Annotated in this window: 14 protein-coding genes; 3 read left to right on the top strand and 11 right to left on the bottom strand. The window is 73.7% G+C overall.

Annotated elements, in window-relative coordinates:
- Window positions 1-7: 7 nt before the first annotated feature.
- From ACZ60X_RS13070 to ACZ60X_RS13055, 4 genes are read right to left on the bottom strand one after another with little or no spacing between them, the layout of a single operon-like run.
- Window positions 8-1174 carry a thiolase domain-containing protein gene (locus tag ACZ60X_RS13070; RefSeq protein WP_469597140.1) on the bottom strand — a complete coding sequence of 389 codons (1167 nt, stop codon included), beginning with the start codon at window positions 1172-1174 and terminating at the stop codon, window positions 8-10.
- Window positions 1171-2241 carry a thiolase domain-containing protein gene (locus tag ACZ60X_RS13065; protein WP_469597137.1) on the bottom strand — a complete coding sequence of 357 codons (1071 nt, stop codon included), beginning with the start codon at window positions 2239-2241 and terminating at the stop codon, window positions 1171-1173. The genes ACZ60X_RS13070 and ACZ60X_RS13065 overlap by 4 nt, the downstream gene beginning before the upstream one ends.
- On the bottom strand, window positions 2238-3191 hold the full coding sequence (locus ACZ60X_RS13060; protein ID WP_469597135.1) for a Zn-ribbon domain-containing OB-fold protein: 954 nt from the start codon (window positions 3189-3191) through the stop codon (window positions 2238-2240). Before ACZ60X_RS13060 ends, ACZ60X_RS13065 begins: the two co-directional genes overlap by 4 nt.
- Before the next feature lie 14 nt (window positions 3192-3205).
- Window positions 3206-4006, bottom strand: coding sequence for a crotonase/enoyl-CoA hydratase family protein (locus ACZ60X_RS13055; protein ID WP_469597133.1), 801 nt, complete (start codon window positions 4004-4006; stop codon window positions 3206-3208).
- A 198-nt stretch (window positions 4007-4204) separates the two neighbouring features.
- Between ACZ60X_RS13055 and ACZ60X_RS13050 the strand changes: the two genes are divergently transcribed.
- Together ACZ60X_RS13050 and ACZ60X_RS13045 are read left to right on the top strand one after the other, a co-directional pair.
- The gene (locus ACZ60X_RS13050) at window positions 4205-5821 is read left to right on the top strand and encodes an acyl-CoA synthetase (protein WP_469597131.1); all 1617 of its coding nucleotides are present in this window, start codon (window positions 4205-4207) and stop codon (window positions 5819-5821) included.
- Between the two features lie 188 nt (window positions 5822-6009).
- On the top strand, window positions 6010-7617 hold the full coding sequence (locus tag ACZ60X_RS13045) for an alkaline phosphatase family protein (RefSeq protein ID WP_469597128.1): 1608 nt from the start codon (window positions 6010-6012) through the stop codon (window positions 7615-7617).
- 78 nt (window positions 7618-7695) lie between these two features.
- Here ACZ60X_RS13045 and ACZ60X_RS13040 read toward each other — a convergent pair whose 3' ends face one another.
- Complete coding sequence (locus tag ACZ60X_RS13040) at window positions 7696-8400, bottom strand: alpha/beta fold hydrolase (RefSeq protein ID WP_469597126.1); 705 nt, start codon at window positions 8398-8400, stop codon at window positions 7696-7698.
- Window positions 8401-8437: 37 nt separating this feature from the next.
- Window positions 8438-9304, bottom strand: a complete 867-nt coding sequence (locus ACZ60X_RS13035; protein WP_469597123.1) for an alpha/beta fold hydrolase — start codon at window positions 9302-9304, stop codon at window positions 8438-8440.
- A gap of 189 nt (window positions 9305-9493) precedes the next feature.
- On the opposite strand from ACZ60X_RS13035, the gene paaK reads away from it, so the two are divergent.
- Window positions 9494-10798, top strand: coding sequence for a phenylacetate--CoA ligase PaaK (gene paaK, locus ACZ60X_RS13030; RefSeq protein ID WP_469597445.1), 1305 nt, complete (start codon window positions 9494-9496; stop codon window positions 10796-10798).
- 597 nt (window positions 10799-11395) lie between these two features.
- Here the strand turns inward: paaK and ACZ60X_RS13025 are convergent.
- The 5 genes from ACZ60X_RS13025 to ACZ60X_RS13005 all read right to left on the bottom strand — a co-directional run.
- The gene (locus tag ACZ60X_RS13025) at window positions 11396-12892 is read right to left on the bottom strand and encodes an acyl-CoA synthetase (RefSeq protein ID WP_469597120.1); all 1497 of its coding nucleotides are present in this window, start codon (window positions 12890-12892) and stop codon (window positions 11396-11398) included.
- Window positions 12893-12949: 57 nt separating this feature from the next.
- Entirely contained in the window at window positions 12950-14503 is a 1554-nt protein-coding gene (locus ACZ60X_RS13020; RefSeq protein ID WP_469597117.1) for an acyl-CoA synthetase, read from the bottom strand.
- Complete coding sequence (locus ACZ60X_RS13015; RefSeq protein ID WP_469597115.1) at window positions 14500-15609, bottom strand: NAD(P)H-dependent flavin oxidoreductase; 1110 nt, start codon at window positions 15607-15609, stop codon at window positions 14500-14502. The genes ACZ60X_RS13020 and ACZ60X_RS13015 overlap by 4 nt, the downstream gene beginning before the upstream one ends.
- A gap of 80 nt (window positions 15610-15689) precedes the next feature.
- On the bottom strand, window positions 15690-17258 hold the full coding sequence (locus ACZ60X_RS13010; protein WP_469597112.1) for a phytoene desaturase family protein: 1569 nt from the start codon (window positions 17256-17258) through the stop codon (window positions 15690-15692).
- A 455-nt stretch (window positions 17259-17713) separates the two neighbouring features.
- Window positions 17714-18877 (bottom strand): tetratricopeptide repeat protein (locus tag ACZ60X_RS13005; RefSeq protein WP_469597109.1); only part of this gene is annotated, 1164 nt, incomplete at its 5' end.

Here is an 18877-nt window from a genome sequence, read left to right as displayed (position 1 = left end):
GGTCGGGTCAGGCGTCGGGCGGTTCGGATCCCACCAGCCACACGGAGAAGAACTGCGAGCCGCCGCCGTAGGCGTGCCCGAGGACCTTGCGGGCGCCGTCCACCTGATGCTCTCCGGCCAGGCCGCGCACCTGGAGCGCGGCCTCGGCGAAGCGGATCATGCCGGAGGCGCCGATGGGGTTGGCGGACAGCACTCCGCCCGACATGTTGACGGGCAGGTCCCCGTCGAGGGCGGTCGCGCCGGACTCGGTGAGCTTCCAGCCCTCGCCCTCCGCGGCGAAGCCCAGGTTCTCCAGCCACATGGGCTCGTACCAGGAGAACGGGACGTACATCTCGACGGCGTCGATGTCGCGGCGGGGGTCGGTGATGCCGGCCTGCCGGTAGACGTCGGCGGCGCAGTCCTGGCCGGCCCGTGGGGAGACGAAGTCCTTCCCGGCGAACAGGGTCGGTTCGCTGCGCATGGCGCCGCCGAGCAGCCAGGCGGGCGGCCGGGGGGCGCGGGCGGCTCCGGCGCGGTCGGTGAGGACCATGGCGCAGGCGCCGTCGGAGGAGGGGCAGGTCTCGGAGTAGCGAATGGGGTCCCACAACATGGGTGAGGCCAACACCTTCTCCAGCGTGATGTCGTGTTCGTGGAGGTGGGCGTAGGGGTTCTTCAGGGCGTTGCGCCGGTCCTTGTAGGCGACGAGGGCACCGATGGTGTCGGGGGCCCCGCTGCGGCGCATGTAGGCGCGCACGTGCGGGGCGAAGAAGCCGCCCGCGCCGGCGAGCAGCGGCTGCTGGAAGGGGATGGGCAGGGACAGGCCCCACATGGCGTTCGACTCGGACTGCTTTTCGAAGGCGAGGGTGAGGACCGTGCCGTGGACGCGGGCGGCGACCAGGTTGGCGGCGACGAGCGCCGTCGACCCGCCCACCGAACCGGCCGTGTGCACGCGCAGCATCGGCTTGCCCACCGCGCCGAGCGCGTCGGCGAGGTACAGCTCCGGCATCATGACGCCCTCGAAGAAGTCGGGGGCCTTGCCGATGACGACGGCGTCGATGTCGGCCCAGGCCAACTGGGCGTCGTCCAGGGCGCGTCGGCCGGCCTCGCGGACGAGTCCGGCGATCGAGACGTCCCGGCGGGCGGCCACGTGCTTGGTCTGGCCGACGCCTGTGACGGCCACGGGCTCCTTGCTCATCGTGGATCCCCTTCGAGTACGGCGACCAGGTTCTGCTGCAGGCAGGGGCCGGAGGTGGCATGGGCGAGGGCGCGGTCGGACGCGCCGCGGTGGATGCGGGCGGCGGCCTCGCCGATGCGGATGAGGCCGGCGGCCATCACGGGGTTGGCGGCGAGCGCTCCGCCGGAGGGGTTGACCCGCACGTCGTCGCCGAGGCGCAGCGCCCTGCGCAGCACGACCTCCTGCGCGCTGAACGGGGCGTGCAGCTCGGCGGTGTCGACGGGTCGTTCGAAGGCGCCGGCCCGCTCTGCGGCGAGCCGGGCCGAGGGTGAGTCGGTGAGGTCGCGGACGCCGAGGGAGTGGGCCTCGATGCGGTGGTCGACGCCCCGGATCCAGGCGGGCCGCGGGCACAGTTCGCGGGCCCGCTCCCCCGCCGCGAGGATCACGGCGGCGGCGCCGTCGCCGACGGGCGGGCAGTCGCCGGTGCGCAGCGGCCGTACGACGTAATCTCCTTGTGGCACAGGGCCCTTGAGCTGGGCGTGCTCGTTGGCCCCCGCGTCGGTCCGGCTGCGGGCGGCGACGGCGGCGAGCGCGGGCTCGTCCGTGTGGCCGGCGTCGATGAGGGCCTGTGCCTGGAGGGCGGCCAGGGCGATGGAGTCGGGCCACAGGGGGGCGACGTAGTAGGGGTCGAGCTGCCGGGTCAGTACGTCGCGCACGGAGCCGGCCGAGGACTTGCCGTAGGAGTAGACGAGCGCGGTGTCGGCGTCGCCGGCGAGCAGTTTGGTCCAGGCTTCGTACAGGGCCCAGGCGCCGTCCATCTCGACGTGCGACTCGGAGATCGGCGGCCAGGCGCCGACGCCGTCGAGGGCGAGGGTGAAGGAGAAGGCGCGGCCGGCGAGGTAGTCGCTGGAGCCGGAGCAGGTGAAGCCGATGTCTGCGGTTCTCAGGCCGGTCTGCGCCAGCACCTCGTGGAGGACGGGCATGAGCATCTCGACCTCGGAGGACTCCTCGGTGGAGCGCCTGTGGTCGCTCTGGGCGAAGGCGACGACGGCGATGTCCCGGCCACTGCGGGCTTCTTCGCTGGTCACAGCAGCTCCCTGTACGTCTCGTAGGCGGCGTCGGGCTCGCCGGTGGGCCGGTAGTGGTCGGGGTAGCGGGCGCCCTCGGTCCACACCGGCTCGACGCGCAGGCCCATGCGCACCTGGTCGTAGGGGATGCCGCCGATCCGGGCGTGCAGGGCGAGGTCGGCGCCGTCGAGCGCGATGTGCGCGTAGACGTAGGGGACCTCGATGTCGAGGTTCTTCGCCTTGATGTTGACGATGCAGAAGGTGGTCACTGTGCCGCGCGGCCCTACTTCGACCTGTTCCACTGTGGCCACGCCACATGTGGGGCACGCACCCCTGGGTGGGACGTAGACCTTGCGGCAGGTGGGGCAGCGCTCGCCGACGGTCCGCCGGTCGGAGAGGGCGTGGATGTAGGCGGTCTGGGCGCGGCCGGGCGCGTAGGTGTAGTCGAGGCGGGCGGGGGCGACGATGCCGGTGAGGGGGTCCGTGAACTCGCCCCTGTGGCCGGCCGGTGGTACGGCTCCTCCGTCGCGCTCCGCGTCGTACGGCTCGAAGCAGGCGATGTCGGTGATGGCGCCGGTGCGCTGCACGGCCCAGCGGATGCGCACGCGCATGCCGGTGCGGACGGCGTCCGGGCCGGGCGCGTCGAGGGCGTGCAGGAGGGCGGTGGCGGCGCCGTCGAGCCGGACCAGGACCCAGGCGAAGGGGGTGCCGAGGGGCTGGCCGCGGCGCGGGGCGGGGTTCCAGGCCCAGGTGGTGACGGTGCCGGTGGGGGCGACCTCGACCAGGTCGCGGATCTCCTCTGCGGTGGCGGGGTCGTACTCGACGGGCGGGACGAGGACGCGTGCGTCGGTGGTCCGGACGCCGAGGACGACGCGTTCGCGCAGGCCGGTGAGGAAGGCGCTCTGGACGGGGCCGAGGGAGCGGGTGAAGGGGAACTCGACGACGAGGGGGGCGGTGAGGACTTCGGGCATGGGGGCTCCTCGGGTCAGGCGCGCTTGTAGAGGGGGGGCCGTTTCTCGGCGAAGGCGCGGGCGCCCTCCTTGGCGTCGGCGGTGTCGAAGACCGGCCAGCCGCGGGCGAGTTCCGCCGCGAGGCCGTCGCTCTCCGTCATCTCGGCGGTCTCGTACACCGACGCCTTGACGGCCTCGACGGCGAGCGGGCCGCAGGCGTTGATCCGCTCGGCGATCCCCAGGGCCGCGCCGAGCGCGGTGCCGTCGGGGACGACATGGCCGATCAGTCCGATGTCCGCGGCCTCCCGGGCGGTGTACGGCCGCCCGGTGAGCAGCATCTCCAGGGCGTGGGTGCGCGGTATCTGGCGCTGGAGGCGGACGGTGGAGCCGCCGATCGGGAACAGGCCGCGCCGGACTTCGAACAGCCCGAAGGTCGCGGACTCGCCCGCGACGCGGATGTCGGTGCCCTGGAGGATCTCGGTGCCGCCGGCGACGCAGGGCCCCTCGACGGCGGCGATCACCGGTTTGCGGGGGCGGTGGTGGCGCAGCATCGCCTTCCAGTGCAGGTCGGGATCGGCCTTGAGGCGGTCGCGGAGGTGCTCGCCCCGCATGCCGTTGCCGGCGAGCGCCTTGAGGTCCATGCCGGCGCAGAAGGAGCCGCCGGCCCCGGTGAGCACGATCGAGCGGACCTCGTCGTCGGCGTCGGCCTCCAGCCAGCCGTCGTAGAGGCCGACGAGCATCGGAAGCGAGAGCGCGTTGCGGGTCTCGGGCCGGTTGAGCGTGAGCACCAGTGTGGCGCCCTCGCGCCGCACGGTGAGGTGTTCCGTCCCGCCCATGGGCTTTCTCCCCTCGGTGAGAACGAGAACAGGTTGCAGGAGAGTGGGGAGGCCTTCAAGGGTTTTCTGACAGACAGTCAGATTTCTTGGCGCGGACCCTTCACACGTGCGCCGCCCTTTGCTCTGATGACCGGCGAAGCGACGGTTCTCACCTTTCTGCGTCGTGCTCCGTCGGGGCTGCCGGGGTCAGGAGGAGCGGTGGAGTACAACCTTGCCGATCTGTTCGAGTCGGTCGTCGACGTGGCCGCGGACCGCGAGGCGCTCGTCTACCTCGACCATCCCGGCACCGGTGCGGAGCGCCGGCTGACCTACGCGGAGCTGGACGCGGCCGCCAACCGCGTCGCGCATCACCTGATCGACAGCGGGATCCGGCCCGGGGAGCACCTGGGCCTGCATCTGTACAACGGCGTCGAGTACCTCCAGACGGTGCTCGCCTGCCTGAAGGCGCGCGTCGTCCCGGTCAACGTCAACTACCGCTATGTCGAAGACGAGTTGGTGTACCTGTACCGGGACGCCGATCTCGTCGCACTGGTCTTCGACGCGGAGTTCGCGGACCGGGTGGCGGGGGCCCTGCCGCGGGTGCCGGGACTGCGGCATCTGCTGTGCGTGGGCCCGGACCCGGCCGGGGTGCCGGACGCTGTCCCGTTCGCCGAGGCGGAGGCCGCCGGGTCGCCCGGCCGCGGCTTTCCGGCGCGCTCCGGGGACGACCAGTTCATCATCTACACCGGCGGTACGACGGGCATGCCCAAGGGCGTGATGTGGCGTCAGGAGGACTTGTTCTTCGCGGGCCTGGGTGGCGGTGCGCCGACCGGGGAGCCGGTCGAGGCGCCGGAGGAACTGGCCGGGCGGGTGGCGGCCGGCGGCAGCGGGATCACCTTCTTCCCCGCTCCCCCACTGATGCACGGCACCTCGACGCTGACCGCGTTCATCGGCTTCAACTTCGGCCAACGCGTCGTGCTGCACCGCAAGTTCGTGCCCGAGGAGGTGCTGCGGACGATCGAGCGGGAGAAGGTCACGAGCGTGTCACTGGTCGGGGACGCGATGCTCCGGCCGCTGGTCGACGCACTCGCCGGGCCGCTGAAGGGCACCGACTGCTCCAGCCTGTTCAGCGTCTCCTCCTCCGGCGCGGTGCTGTCGGAGACGGTGCGCCGGCAGTTCCGGGAGCTGGTTCCGCACGCGATGCTGCTGAACAACTTCGGCTCCTCCGAGTCCGGTTTCAACGGTACGGCGACCGAGGACTCCGGGCCCGGGCGCGGCTTCCGCATCCGGGTCAACTCCCGTACGCAGGTGGTGGATCCGGCGACGCACGAGCCGGTCGGGGTGGGCGAGGCCGGCCGGGTCGCCCAGTGCGGCCATGTGCCGCTCGGCTACTACAACGACCCGGAGAAGACGGCCGAGACGTTCTTCGTGAAGGACGGACGGCGCTGGGTGCTGCTCGGCGACATGGCGACGGTCGGCGAGGACGGCGTGGTCACCGTCCTCGGCCGGGGCTCGCAGTGCATCAACACCGGGGGCGAGAAGGTCTATCCGGAGGAAGTCGAGCAGGCGCTCAAGGCCCACCCCGACGTGTACGACGCGCTCGTCGCCGGGGTGCCGGACGCCACGTGGGGCAGCCGCGTGGCGGCCGTGGTCCAACTGCGCGCGGGGGCGGCGCGCCCCTGCCTGGCCGACATCCAGACCCACTGCCGTACCCGGCTGGCCGGCTACAAGATCCCCCGCCAGCTGGTGATCACGGAGTCCATCCAGCGCTCCCCGAGCGGCAAGGCGGACTACCGCTGGGCGCGGGAGGTGGCGGCGGCGGCGGACCGGACGTAGCTCCGGGGTGTCCCGCCGCCCCAGCGACACCTGGCGATTACGCTGTGTGCCCGACCGGCATCGTTCGATGACTTTCAGTGGTTGTCGGTCATGCGAGTTCCGCGCACGGAAGGAACCTCAAGGTGCCGCTCCCGAGACCTCGTCGATGGTGCGCGTGGTGCCGTGCGCACCCCCGGATCGGGCGGGGGATGACCGTCGGCACGACCGTCCTGGCCGTCGTCCTGCTGGTGGGCGCGCTGCTGCTGCCGGACCAGCCCGACCGTCTCGGCCCTGCCGCGTTCCTGCGCCTGCCGGCCGAGGCCGTGGTGCTCGCCGCCCTGCTGCTCATGGTGCCCGACCGGGCGCGGCGGGCCGGCGCGGTGGCCGTCGGCGTGCTGATCGGGCTGCTCGCCCTGCTCAAGTGCCTCGACATCGGCTTCTACTCGGTGCTGTTCCGACCGTTCGACCTGGTGCTGGACTGGGGTCTGCTGGGCAACGCGGCGGACTACCTGCGCGCGACGTCCGGTCGGGCCGGCGAGCTGACGGCCATCGCCGGTGCCGGGCTCCTGGCGATCTCGCTCCTCGTGCTGACCACGGGCGCCGCGCTGCGGCTGGCGACCCTGATGGCCCGGCGCCGCTCCCGGTCCGTGCGGGGCACGCTGGCGCTGGCCACGGCGTGGGTCACCTGCGTCCTGTTCGGCCTGCACAGCGCCGGTCAGCCGGTCGCCGCCGCGCTCGACGCCGGTCTGCTCGGCGCCCGCGCCCGGCAGGTCCGCGCCTCGCTCGCCGACGCCCGGGTCTTCCGGCGCGCGGCCGCCGCCGACGCCTTCGCCCACACGCCGCCCGACCGGCTGCTCACCGGGCTGCGCGGCAAGGACGTGCTGTTCACGTTCGTGGAGAGCTACGGCCGCTCGGCGATCGAGAGCCCGGCGACGGCGCCGCGGATCGACGCGGTGCTCAAGGAGAGCACGGCCGCCTTGCGGGCGGCCGGGTTCCGGGCGCGCAGCGGCTGGCTGCGCTCCCCGGTGACGGGCGGCGGCAGCTGGCTCGCGCACTCGACGTTCCTGTCCGGCCTGTGGGTCAGCAACCAGCAGCGCTTCCGCACCCTCACCTCCAGCGACCGCGCCACCCTCACCGGCGCCTTCCGCAGGGCCGGTGCCTGGCACACGGTCGGTGTCGTGCCGGGCGTGCTGACGGCCTGGCCGGAGGGCCGGTTCTTCGGCCTGGACCACGTCTACGACGGCCGCCATCTCGGGTATCGCGGCCCGGACTTCGGCTGGTCGCAGGTGCCCGACCAGTTCGCCCTGGAGGCCTTCCGGCGTGGGGAGTTCGCCCGGCGCGGCCGGGGCCCGCTGATGGCCGAGATCATCCTCACCTCCAGCCACTACCCCTGGGCGCCCCTGCCGCGCGCGGTCGACTGGAACGCCCTCGGCGACGGCTCGGTCTTCCGGCGGATCAGGAGCGCGGGCATGGACGAGAAGGAGGTCTGGAAGACACCGGAGAGCGTGCGCGCCGCCTACGGCGCCTCCGTCGAGTACGCGCTGCGCAGCCTCGTCGGGTTCGTGCGGCGCTACGGCGACGCGCGCACGGTCCTGGTCTTCCTGGGCGACCATCAGCCCGTGCCGACGGTCACCGGGAACAGCCCCCGCGCGGACGTGCCGGTCACCCTCGTCGCCCGCGACCCCGGGGTGCTGGACCGGATCTCCGGCTGGCACTGGACGGAGGGCCTGGAGCCCGCCGCGGACGCCCCTGTCTGGCCGATGGACGCGTTCCGCGACCGCTTCCTGACGGCGTACGGGCCGCGACCGGGCCGGTGAGGGGCGGGTCGGGCCGGTGCGGGCCGGTGCGGGGCCGAGGGGGTACGACGAGGCCCGGATCTCCCGCCCGGCCGGTGCTCAGCGGCCGAGGAAGTCCCGCACCACGGCCAGGAACTCCTCGGGCCGGCCGGCGTGGACCAGGTGTCCGGCGTCGAGGGTCACGAGCGTGGCGTGCGGGATCAGTCCGGTGAGCTGGGCCAGCTGCTCCTGGGGGATGGGGCTGGTGGGACCGCCCCCGATGACCAGTGTGGGCATGGTGATCCGGTCCATGTGGGCCCACCACAGCGGATCGGGCGCGTTGCGCTGCTCGTCGGTGGCTCGCACCATCGCCCAGTCGAACGGCAGCTCCCCCTCGGGCCGCACGGCCGGCGGCCGGGGCGGGTCGAGCGGCACCGGTGCGCAGACGTCCTCCAGCACCAGGCGTCGTACGGCTCGGGGATGGCGCTGTGCCAGCAGGCAGGCGACCAGACCGCCCAGCGAGTGGCCCACCACGTCGGCGCTGTCGACGCCGAGGGCGGCCAGCAGGGCGCGCAGGTCGTCGCACATCGCCTCCAGCGCGTACTGGCCCGGCCAGTCGCTGTGCCCGTGGCCGCGCAGGTCGGGGGCGTACACCCGGCGCGCGGTCGGTGGGGCCGCGAGCCGTTCGGCGACGGTCGTCCAGTCGGCGCCGTCCGCGCCCCGGCAGTGCAGCAGCAGGACGGGCGGGGCGTCGGGCGGGCCCCAGGCCCGCAGGGCCAGGGTGATCCCGTTCGCCTCGACGGTGCGCTTCTCGACGGTGTCCACGCCGGCACGGTAGCCGGGCGGTCCGGTGGCGGGGCGGCTACTCTGCCGCGGGCAGAGCGGAGTCGACGGGTGCGTCGAGGAACGCGCGCAGACGTGTCACGAACTCGCGCGGGTCGTCCAGCCAGGGGAAGTGACCGGCCCCCGGCTGGACGCCGAACTCGGCCCTCGGGAACGCCTCGGCGGTGCGGCGGGCGAGGCCGGGTCGGGGGCCGCCGTCGAGTTCGCCGGCGTGTACGAGGACCGGTGCCCGCAGGCGGCCGAGCGCGGCCCGGGTCGTGCCGGGGGTGAAGGCGCCCTCGCCGAAGTACCGCTCGGCCGCCTCCTCGTTGACCTGCTCCGGTTCGGCGGCCGCGTGGGCCCGCGCCGCGTCGTCCCAGCGGCCGTAGAAGAACGGCAGGAACACGTCGTCGAAGTCGGACTCGCCCGCGAGCCAGGCCCGGAAGGCGGGGAAGGCCCGCGCGAACCACGTCTCCCGCGCGCGCAGCCGGGCCGCGGCCAGCCGGTCCTGGGGCGTCGTCCGCATGCCCAGGGCGGACGGGTTGGGAGTGATCAGCAGCAGTCGCCGGATCCGCCGCGGGTGGCGGGCGGCGTAGAGCATGGCGAGGGCCGCGCCGGCCGAGTGGGCGAGCAGATCCATGTGTTCCAGGCCCATGTGGGCACGCCATGCCTCTATGTCCTCGACCATGTGGTCGCAGCGGTACGTCGCCGGGTCCCCCGGCCGCGCGGAGTCGCCGGTGCCGCGCAGGTCGAGCAGGGCCAGCCGGCGGTGCGCGGCGAGCCCGCCGAGGTCACCGAGGTAGCCGGAGGCGCGCATGGGGCCGCCGGGCAGGACGGCGAGGGGCTCGCCGTCGCCCCGCACGTGGTAGGCGAGCCGGGTTCCGTCGGTCGCGGTGAAGGTCGGCATGGGCGTGATCATGTCGGCCCGCTCCGCGTGACGCAACGTGTTTGCGCGCGGAGGGGGTCCCCGGCCTGCGGTGCGGAAATTCCGCGCATCCCTCTTGCCTGATCACGCCTGGCCTGAATTACTGGCTCCGAAAGAATCGACCGAATGATCGGTCGTCCGGAATGGGCGGTCGGCAAGGGAGACGTCTCGATGGCGGATGCGAGGGATCTGCTCGACGCGGGCGAACGGCTCGGGCCCGATGAGCTGCGGGCGCTGCAGCTGGAACGGCTGCGCGCGTCGCTGCGGCACGCCTATGACCACGTGCCGTTCTACCGGGAGTCCTTCGACAAGGCCGGCGTGCGCCCCGAGGAATGCCGCTCGCTCGCGGACCTCGCCCGCTTCCCCTTCACGACCAAGGCGGACCTCAGGGAGCACTACCCGTACGGCATGTTCGCCGTGCCCAGGGAGCGGATCCGGCGGCTGCACGCCTCCAGCGGCACCACGGGAGCGCCCACAGTGGTCGGCTACACCGACAACGACCTGTCCATGTGGGCCGACATGGTGGCCCGCTCCCTGCGGGCGGCGGGCGCGCGGCCCGGTGACATCGTGCATGTGGCGTACGGCTACGGGCTGTTCACCGGTGGCCTCGGTGCCCACTACGGGGCCGAGCGCCTGGGCTGTACGGTCGTTCCGGCCTCCGGCGGGATGACCGCCCGACAGGTGCAGCTGATCCGGGATCTGCGGCCGGCCGTGATCATGGTGACGCCCTCCTACATGCTGACGCTGCTGGACGAGTTCGAACGGCAGGGCGTGGACCCGCGCACCACTTCGCTGCGGGTCGGCGTGTTCGGGGCGGAGCCCTGGACCGAGCAGATGCGGCGCGAGATCGAGGAACGGTTCGCCATCGACGCGGTCGACATCTACGGGCTGTCGGAGGTGATCGGTCCCGGCGTGGCACAGGAGTGCGTGGCGACCAAGGACGGTCTGACCGTGTGGGAGGACCACTTCTACCCGGAGGTGGTCGACCCGATCACGGGCGAGGTGCTGCCGGACGGCGAGCGCGGCGAGCTGGTGTTCACGTCGCTGACCAAGGAGGCCATGCCGATCGTCCGCTACCGCACCCGGGACCTGACCCGGCTGCTGCCCGGCACCGCCCGGGTGTTCCGGCGGATGGAGAAGGTCACCGGACGCAGCGACGACATGGTGATCCTGCGCGGGGTGAATCTGTTCCCGACCCAGATCGAGGAGATCGTGCTCCGGACGCCCGGGGTGGCGCCCCACTTCCAGCTCCGGCTGACCCGGGAGGGCCGCCTGGACCGGCTGACCGTCCGCGCCGAGGCCCGCCCGGACGCGCCGGCCGGGACGCGGGAGGCGGCGGCCCGGTCCATCGTCGCCGCCGTGAAGGACGGCATCGGGGTCTCCGTCGACGTGGAGATCGTGGCCCCGGAGTCGCTGGAGCGGTCGGTGGGCAAGATCCGCCGGATCGTGGATCTGCGGCCACGCGCCGCAGGGTAGCGCGGGACGGAACGCCGCCGCGGGCCGGTGCCCGGCGATCACCGCCGGGCACCAGGAGCCCGCCGATCGGCACGCCCCCTGGCTGGTGGAACCCCGCCGCCAGGGACGCACCCCGGCACCAAGGGCCGCCCCGTCACGATGGGCCGCCCGGAGCGCCGAACCTGCCCGGTCACAGGAAAACCGACCCGGCCGCGGCAGCCTGCCCTCCTGACAAGAGCCCCGCCCCAGCCACCGCCGACCCGACCCGACCGCCAGAAGCCCCTCCCCGCACCCGGACCCGCTCCGGCCACCACGGGCCCACCCCGATACGGAGGGCCGTCGGCGGCGGCGACCGCTTCACCGCAGTAGCGCCGGAAACGCCGGCCGGCGTGCCGCTTGCCTCGTCGGCCGGGGCCGCCTGCTCCTGTGCCAGTGCCCGGGCAGGCAGCGTTCGCCCCGTCGCGACGCCCGGCACGCTCCCCCGCTGCGCGGGAGGTGCCCCCACTCGCCGCACCGGCCGAAAGCCCAGGTACGCCCAGTACGCGGACTTCCGGCCGGCACGCCGACAGCACGCACCGGACGCCGCTCCGTGACGGGCGAACGTCGCCTGCCGGGGCACTAGCCGCCGAAGCGGTCCCTGAGTTCGCGTTTGAGGATCTTGCCGCTGGCGTTGCGGGGCAACTCGTCGGTGAACAGGACGCGTTTGGGGGCCTTGAAGGGGGTGAGCCGCTCCTTCACGTGCGCGATGAGCTGGTCCTCCGTCACGTCACCGCGCGGGACGACGACGGCGGTGACGGCCTCGATCCAGCGGTCGTCGGGCAGGCCGATCACGGCGGCCTCGGCGACCGCGTCATGGGTGTAGAGGGCGTCCTCGACCTGGCGGGAGGCGACCAGGACCCCGCCGGAGTTGATGACGTCCTTCACGCGGTCCAAGACCGTGAAGTAGCCGTCGGCGTCGCGGACCGCGAGGTCTCCGGAGCGGAACCAGCCGTCACGGAAGGCCTCGGCGGTCTCCTCGGGCTTGCCCCAGTAGCCCTCGCACAACTGCGGTGAGCGGTAGACGATTTCGCCGGGTGTGCCGTCCGGGACCTCCTCGCCCTTGTCGTCGACGACCCGCGCGTCCACGAAGAGCACGGTACGGCCGCAGGAGTCCAGGCGGCCCTCGTGCTCGTCGGGGGCGAGCACCGTGGCCAGCGGGCCGATCTCGCTCTGTCCGAAGCAGTTGTAGAAGGCGAGCCGCGGCAGGCGTTCACGCAGGCGCTCCAGGACGGGCACGGGCATGACCGAGGCGCCGTAGTAGGCCTTGCGCAGGCCGTCGAGGTCGCGGGTGGCGAAGTCGGGCCGGCCCGCGAGGGCGATCCACACGGTGGGCGGCGCGAACAGGCTGTCCACGAGCCCGGCTTCGATCAGGTCGAACAGCCGGTCCGGGTCGGGGGAGTCCAGGATGACGTTGCTCGCGCCGACCGCGAGGTACGGCAGCAGGAACACATGCGTCTGGGCCGAGTGGTACAGGGGCAGCGCGTGCGCAGGGCGGTCGCCCGCGCTCAGATCGAGTGCGGTGATGGCGCTCAGGTACTCGTGCACCAGCGCCCGGTGGGTCATCATCGCGCCCTTGGGCAGGGCCGTGGTGCCGGAGGTGTACAGCAGTTGCACCAGGTCCTCGGTGCGGGGCTCCGGGCCCTCGTACGGCGCCGCGTCGCGCTGGCGGGCCAGCAGGGAGTCCTCGGTGTCCCGGAGCGGCAACGACCGTATGCCCTCCGGGAGTCGGTCGGCCAGGCCCGGGTCGGCGAGGACGAGGGCGCTGCCGGACTGGGTGAGGAGGTAAGCGAGGTCCTCGCCGGTCAGGTTCTGGTTGACCGGCACATGGACCAGTCCGGCGCGGGCGCAGGCGAGGAAGGCGATCAGATAGGCGTCGGAGTTGTGGCCGTAGGCGGCGACCCGGTCTCCGGGGGCGAGCCCCTGCGCGTGCAGCACCGCGGCCGCGCGGGAGACGGCGTCGTCGAGTTCCTCGTACGTCCACCGTCGTTCGCGGTACTCCACCGCGAGGCGCGCCGGGGTGCGCCGGGCGCTGCGCCGCAGCACCCCGTCGACCGTGCTGCCGTGTCCCTGCATCATGACAGCCGATCCTCGGGCCGCCGGACCGGCCGGTCAAGCACCCGGCCGGCGCTCCGGTCACACCGGACGGGTGCGGCCCTCCCAGTACGGGTCCCGCAGCCGCCGCTTGTAGAGCTTGCCGTTGGGGTCGCGGGGCATATCCGCGACGAAGTCGACGCTCTTGGGCCGTTTGTAGCCGGCGAGACGCTCGGCGCAGTGGTCCAGGAGGTCGGCGGCGAGCGCCGGGCCGGGCTCGTGGCCCACGGCCGGTTCGACCACGGCCTTGACCTCCTCGCCCCAGTCGTCGTGCGGGATGCCGAAGGCGGCCGCGTCGGCGACGGCGGGGTGGGAGAGGAGTACGGACTCGATCTCGGCCGGGTAGATGTTGACACCGCCGGAGATGATCATGTCGATCTTGCGGTCGCGGAGGAACAGGTAGCCGTCCTCGTCGAGGACGCCGAGATCGCCCACCGTGAAGAAGTCGCCGATGCGGTTCTTACGGGTCTTGTCCTCGTCCTTGTGGTACGAGAAGCCGCCGGTGCTCATCCTCATGTAGACGGTGCCGAGCCGGCCGGGGGGCAGCCGGTTGCCGTCGTCGTCGAAGACCGCCAGCTCGCTGATGGGCCAGGCCTTGCCGACCGTGCCGGGCTTCTTCAGCCAGTCCTCGGCGGTGGCGAAGGCACCGCCGCCCTCACTGGCCGCGTAGTACTCCTCCACACAGCGCCCCCACCAGTCGATCATGGCTCGTTTGACGTGTTCGGGGCAGGGGGCGGCGCCGTGGATGGCGTGCCGCATGGACGAGACGTCGTAGCGGGCCCTCACCTCGTCCGGGAGGGCCAGCAGCCGGTGGAACTGGGTCGGGACCATGTGGGTGTGCGTGCACCGGTGGGTGTCGATGAGGCGCAGCATCTCCTGCGGGGTCCACTTGTCCATCAGGACCAGCCGGTGGCCGATGTGCAGGGAGGCGCCGGCGAACTGCAGGACGGCCGTGTGGTAGAGCGGCGAGCAGACCAGGTGGACGTTGCCGTCGAACGGCCTGATGCCGAAGATGCCGAGGAAGCCGCCCAGGTACGCCTCCTCGGGGAGCTTGCCGGGCAGCGGGCGGCGGATGCCGCGGGGACGTCCGGTGGTACCGGAGGTGTAGTTCATGACCCAGCCCAGTTCGCGGTCGGCGGGGGCCGATCCGGGCTGTCCGTCGAGGAGGCGGCGGTACGGCCGGAAGCCCTCGGCCCCGCCGACGGCGTACCGGTGGGTGGCGGGCAGGCCCGCCTCGTCGGCGGCGGCGCGGGCCGCGGCGCCGAACCGCTCGTGCGCGATGAGCACCTTGGCGCCGGAGTCGGCGACGATCCAGGCGATCTCGGGGCCGACGAGGTGGTGGTTGACCGGGACGAGGTAGAGCCCGGCCTGGGTGGCGGCGAGGTGGGCGGTGAGGAACTCGACGCCGTTGGGCAGGACGACGGCGAACGCGTCGCCGCGTTCGAGGCCGGCCGCGCGCAGGCCGTGGACGAGGCGGTTGGCGGCGGCGTGCAGCCGTCCGGCGGTCCATTCCTCGCCGTCGGGTGCGATCAGCACCGTGCGGTCGGGGTCGTGGGTGGCCTGGGCCCAGAATCCGGCGGGGGGCGTGCTGGTCACTGGCCGCTCCTTCCGGCGATGCGGTTGACGCGGTCCACGGCCCGTTCGAAGCCGCGGGTGAGGTCGTCGAAGACGGCCTGGACGCTGCGTTCTTCGGTCATCCGGCCGACGATCTGGCCGACGGGGGTGCCGAGCAGCGGTTCGACCTCGTACTTCTGGATGCGGGAGAGGGCTTCGGCCACCAGCAGTCCCTGGAGTGGCATGGGCAGGGTGCCGGGTCCGGCCGGGTCGTCCCAGGCGTCGGTCCACGCGGTGCGCAGCTGGCGCGCGGGCTTGCCCGTCAGGGCGCGGGAGCGGACGGTGTCCCCGGACCCGGCCGCGAGCAGCTTGCGGGTCAGGGCGGGCGCGTGCAGATCGGCCTCTGTGGTGGTCAGCCATATGGAGCCCAGCCACACACCCTGGGCGCCGAGAGTGAGTGCGGCGGCCACCTGCTGTCCGCTGCCGATGCCGCCGGCGGCCAGCACGGGCAGCGGGGCGACGGCCTCCACGACCTCGGGGGTGAGCACCATGGTGGCGATCTCCCCGGTGTGGCCGCCGGCCTCGTAGCCCTGGGCGACGACGATGTCGATGCCCGCCGCCTGGTGCTTGCGGGCGTGCCGGGCGCTGCCCGCGAGCGCGGCGACCAGGACGTCCCGGTCGTGGGCGCGGGCGACGACGTCGGCGGGCGGCGAGCCGAGGGCGTTGGCGAGCAGCTTGATCGGGTGGTCGAAGGCGACGTCGAGCTGGGTGCGGGCGACCTGTTCCATCCAGCCGGTGATGCGCCAGCCGGAGGCCTCGCCCTCCGCCAGCTCCGGCACGGCGTGCCGGGCGAGGGTGTCCCGCACGAACGCCCGGTGCCCGTCGGGGATCATCGCCTCGACGTCCGCCTCGGTCACGCCCTCGACCTTCTTGGCGGGCATCACCACGTCCAGCCCGTAGGGCCGGTCGCCGAGGTGCGCGTCCATCCAGTCGAGGTCGCGTTTGAGGTCGTCGGGGGCGGTGTAGCGGACCGCGCCGAGCACGCCGAAGCCGCCGGCCCGGCTGATGGCCGCGGCGACGGCAGGGAACGGCGTGAAGCCGAAGACGGCGTGCTCGACTCCCAGTTTCTTGCTCAGCTCCGTCTGCATGGGCGCAGGATGCCGCAGCGGGGCGGACGACGGAAGAGCTTTTCTGACGTCCCGTCAGATTCTTCGGTTTCTCCGGTGCGTCATGCGGTGGCCTCCAGTACCGCCATCGCCGCGTTGTGCCCCGGCACCCCGCTCACCCCTCCCCCGCGCACCGCGCCGGCGCCGCACAGCAGGACGTTCGCGTGCCGGGTCGCCACGCCCCAACGGCCCGCGCCCTCCTGGGCATAGGGCCAGGACAGGGCCCGGTGGAAGATGTTGCCGCCGGGCAGGCCGAGGTCCCGTTCGAGGTCGAGGGGGGTCTTCGCCTCGATGCAGGGGCGGCCGTCGGCGTCGGTGGCCAGGCAGTCGGCGAGGGGTTCGGCGAGGTGGGCGTCGAGCTGGGCGAGGGTGGACGTCAGCAGTTCCTCGCGTACGGCGTCGTTGTCGCGGTCGAAGAGCCGGGCGGGGGTGTGCAGGCCGAACAGGGTGAGCGTCTGGTAGCCGCGCTGGGCCAGATCGGGGCCGAGGACGGAGGGGTCGGTGAGCGAGTGGCAGTAGATCTCCGAGGGCGGCGCGGCGGGGAGTTCGCCGGCGGCGGCCTGGGCGTGGGCGGTGGCGAGCTGCCGGTAGCCCTCGGCGATGTGGAAGGTGCCGGCGAAGGCCTCGCGCGGGTCCACGTGTGGGTCGCGCAGCCTGGGCAGTCGGGTGAGCAGCATGTTGACCTTGAGCTGGGCTCCCTCGGCGGGCTCGGGCGCCATGTCGCCGGTGAGGACCGCCAGTTCGTGCGGGGAGGCGTTCACCAGGACGTGCCGGGCGGCGGCGACGCCCTCGCCGTCGGCCGTGCGGTAGGTGACCTCGGCGTGCTGCTCTGCGTCGGTGGCGATCCGGACCGCCTCGTGGCCGGTGCGTACGTCGGCGCCCGCCGAGCGGGCCGCGGCGAGCAGCGCGTCGGTGAGGGCGCCCATGCCGCCGACGGGCACGTCCCAGGCTCCGGTGCCCCCGCCGATGACGTGGTAGAGGAAGCAGCGGTTCTGCACCAGCGTGGGGTCGTGGGCGTCGGCGAAGGTGCCGATCAGGGCGTCGGTGAGGACCACGCCCCGCACCAGGTCGTCGGCGAAGTTCCGCTCGACGGCGACGCCTATCGGCTCCTCGAACAGGGCGCGCCAGGCGGTCTCGTCGTCGATCCGGCGGCGCAGCTCGTCCCGCGTGGGCAGGGGCTCGGTGAGCGTCGGGAACACCCGCTCGGCGACGCGGGCGGTCCTGCCGTAGAAGCGCTGCCAGGCCTCGTACTCGCGCTCGCCGCCGGTCAGCCGGGCGAAGGCGGCCCGGGTGCGCTGCTCGCCGCCGCCGACGAGGAGTCCGGTGGGCCGGCCGTCCCGTTCGGTGGGGGTGTACGAGGAGATGGTGCGGGCGCGGACCTGGAAGCCGAGGCCGAGGTCACGCACGATCTTCCGCGGCAGCAGGCTGACGAGGTAGGAGTAGCGCGACAGCCGGGCGTCGACGCCGGCGAAGGCACGGGCGGAGACGGCGGCGCCGCCGGTGTGGTCCAGCCGCTCCAGCACCAGCACGGAGCGGCCCGCCCGGGCCAGGTAGGCGGCGGCGACGAGGCCGTTGTGTCCGCCGCCGACGATGACGGCGTCGTAGGTGCGGGTTCCCTCGGTGGCAGGCATGGTCCTTCGTAACACGCGGTGATCCGTGGCGGCCAGAGGGGCGGGGCGGGAGCGGGCGGCGCGAGGGCAGGCGGCGGGGTGGTCCGGGTGGGGCCACGCGGCCCCTGCGGGGCTGGTGTTCGGGCGGCGGGGGCGTGCCTCCCTGGGCGGGGGGCACGGCTGTTGGACCCGGTGGCGGGTGTGCCGCGCCCCGTATGCGTCCCGCGGGCGGCGAAGCAGACAGCGCCTCGGCACGGTGGGCAGCGGTGTGCGCACGCTGTGCGGAGGTGGCGCGAGTGGTGGGGGGGCGGCGGGGGGGGGGGGCGGGGGGGGGCCCCCCCCCCCGCCGGGGGGGGGGGGGCCCCCCACCCCGGTCGGGGCGGGCACGGCGGGCCCGATGCGCTCGTGCGCCCGCTGGGACGGGCCCCGCGAGGGTGTGGCCCCGGCGCAGGCGGTGCCGTGGGGGGCGGGCGGGGTCATGCGCCGCCCGGTGCGAGTCGTTGGCGGAGCACGGCGACGCTGCGGTACAGCTCGCCGGCCTCGGTGCCGCGGCCGAGGCGTTCCAGGCAGTGGGCCTCGTCGTTGCGGCTGGCGAGGGTGTCGGGGTGGTCCGGGCCGAGGACGCGCTCGCGGGCGGCGGCGACCATGCGGTACGCGGCGAGCGCGTCGGCCCAGTGGCCCAGCCAGCCCAGGGCGACCGCGATCTCGCGGTGGCTGACCAGGGTGTCGGGGTGGGCCGGCCCGAGCGTGTGCTCCCGCAGCAGGCACACGTCGCGGGCCTCGGCCAGGGCCTCCTGCCAGCGGCCGAGCCGGCCGAGGTGGACGCCGAGGCCGTGCCGGGCGCGCAGGGTGTCGGGGTGGACGGGGCTCAGCACGCGGGTGCGGTCCTCGATCAGTTCGCGGTACACCCGCAGGGCGTCCTCGCTGCGGCCCAGGCGGCCGAGGCTGAGCGCGGTCTCATAGCGGGCGGCGAGGGTGTCGGGGTGGTCCGGGCCGAGGACCCGCGCCCTGGTCCCGGCGACCTCGCGGTACAGGCGCAACGCTTCCTCCCAACACCCCAACTGGCCCTGCACATAGGCGACTTCGCTGCGCGAGACCAGTGTGTCCGGATGGTCCGGGCCGAGCACCCGCGCCCGTGCCCCGGCCACGTCGAGGGCGGTGCGCAGCGCGTCGTCCAGGCGGCCGAGCCGACCGAGGGTGCAGGCCAGGTTGTGCCGGCAGCGCAGGGTGTCCGGGTGGTCGGGGCCCATGGCCCGCACCCGGGCGGCCAGGACGGCGCCGTACACCTGGTGGGCCTCGAAGTGGCGGCCCAGCCGGCCGAGCGCGTAGGCGCTCTCCTGGCGGGCGGCGAGCGTGTCGGGGTGGTCGGGGCCGAGCATCCCCGCCCTCGCCTCCGCGATCTCCGTGAAGGCCGCCAACGCCTCGGCGACACGACCGCCGCGCAGCAGGGCGACCGCGGCCTCATGACGGCCGGCCGGCGTGTACGGACGGTCCACTCCGAGCACCCCCGCCCCCACCTCGGCGATCTCCCCGGAGGCCGCCGCCGCCTCGGCGACACGACCGCCGCGCAGCAGGGCGACCGCGGCCTCATGACGGCCGGCCGGCGTGTACGGACGGTCCACTCCGAGCACCCCCGCCCC

This window comes from Streptomyces sp. NPDC104106 (assembly GCF_055584345.1).
This window is presented reverse-complemented; position numbering and strand designations above follow the sequence as displayed.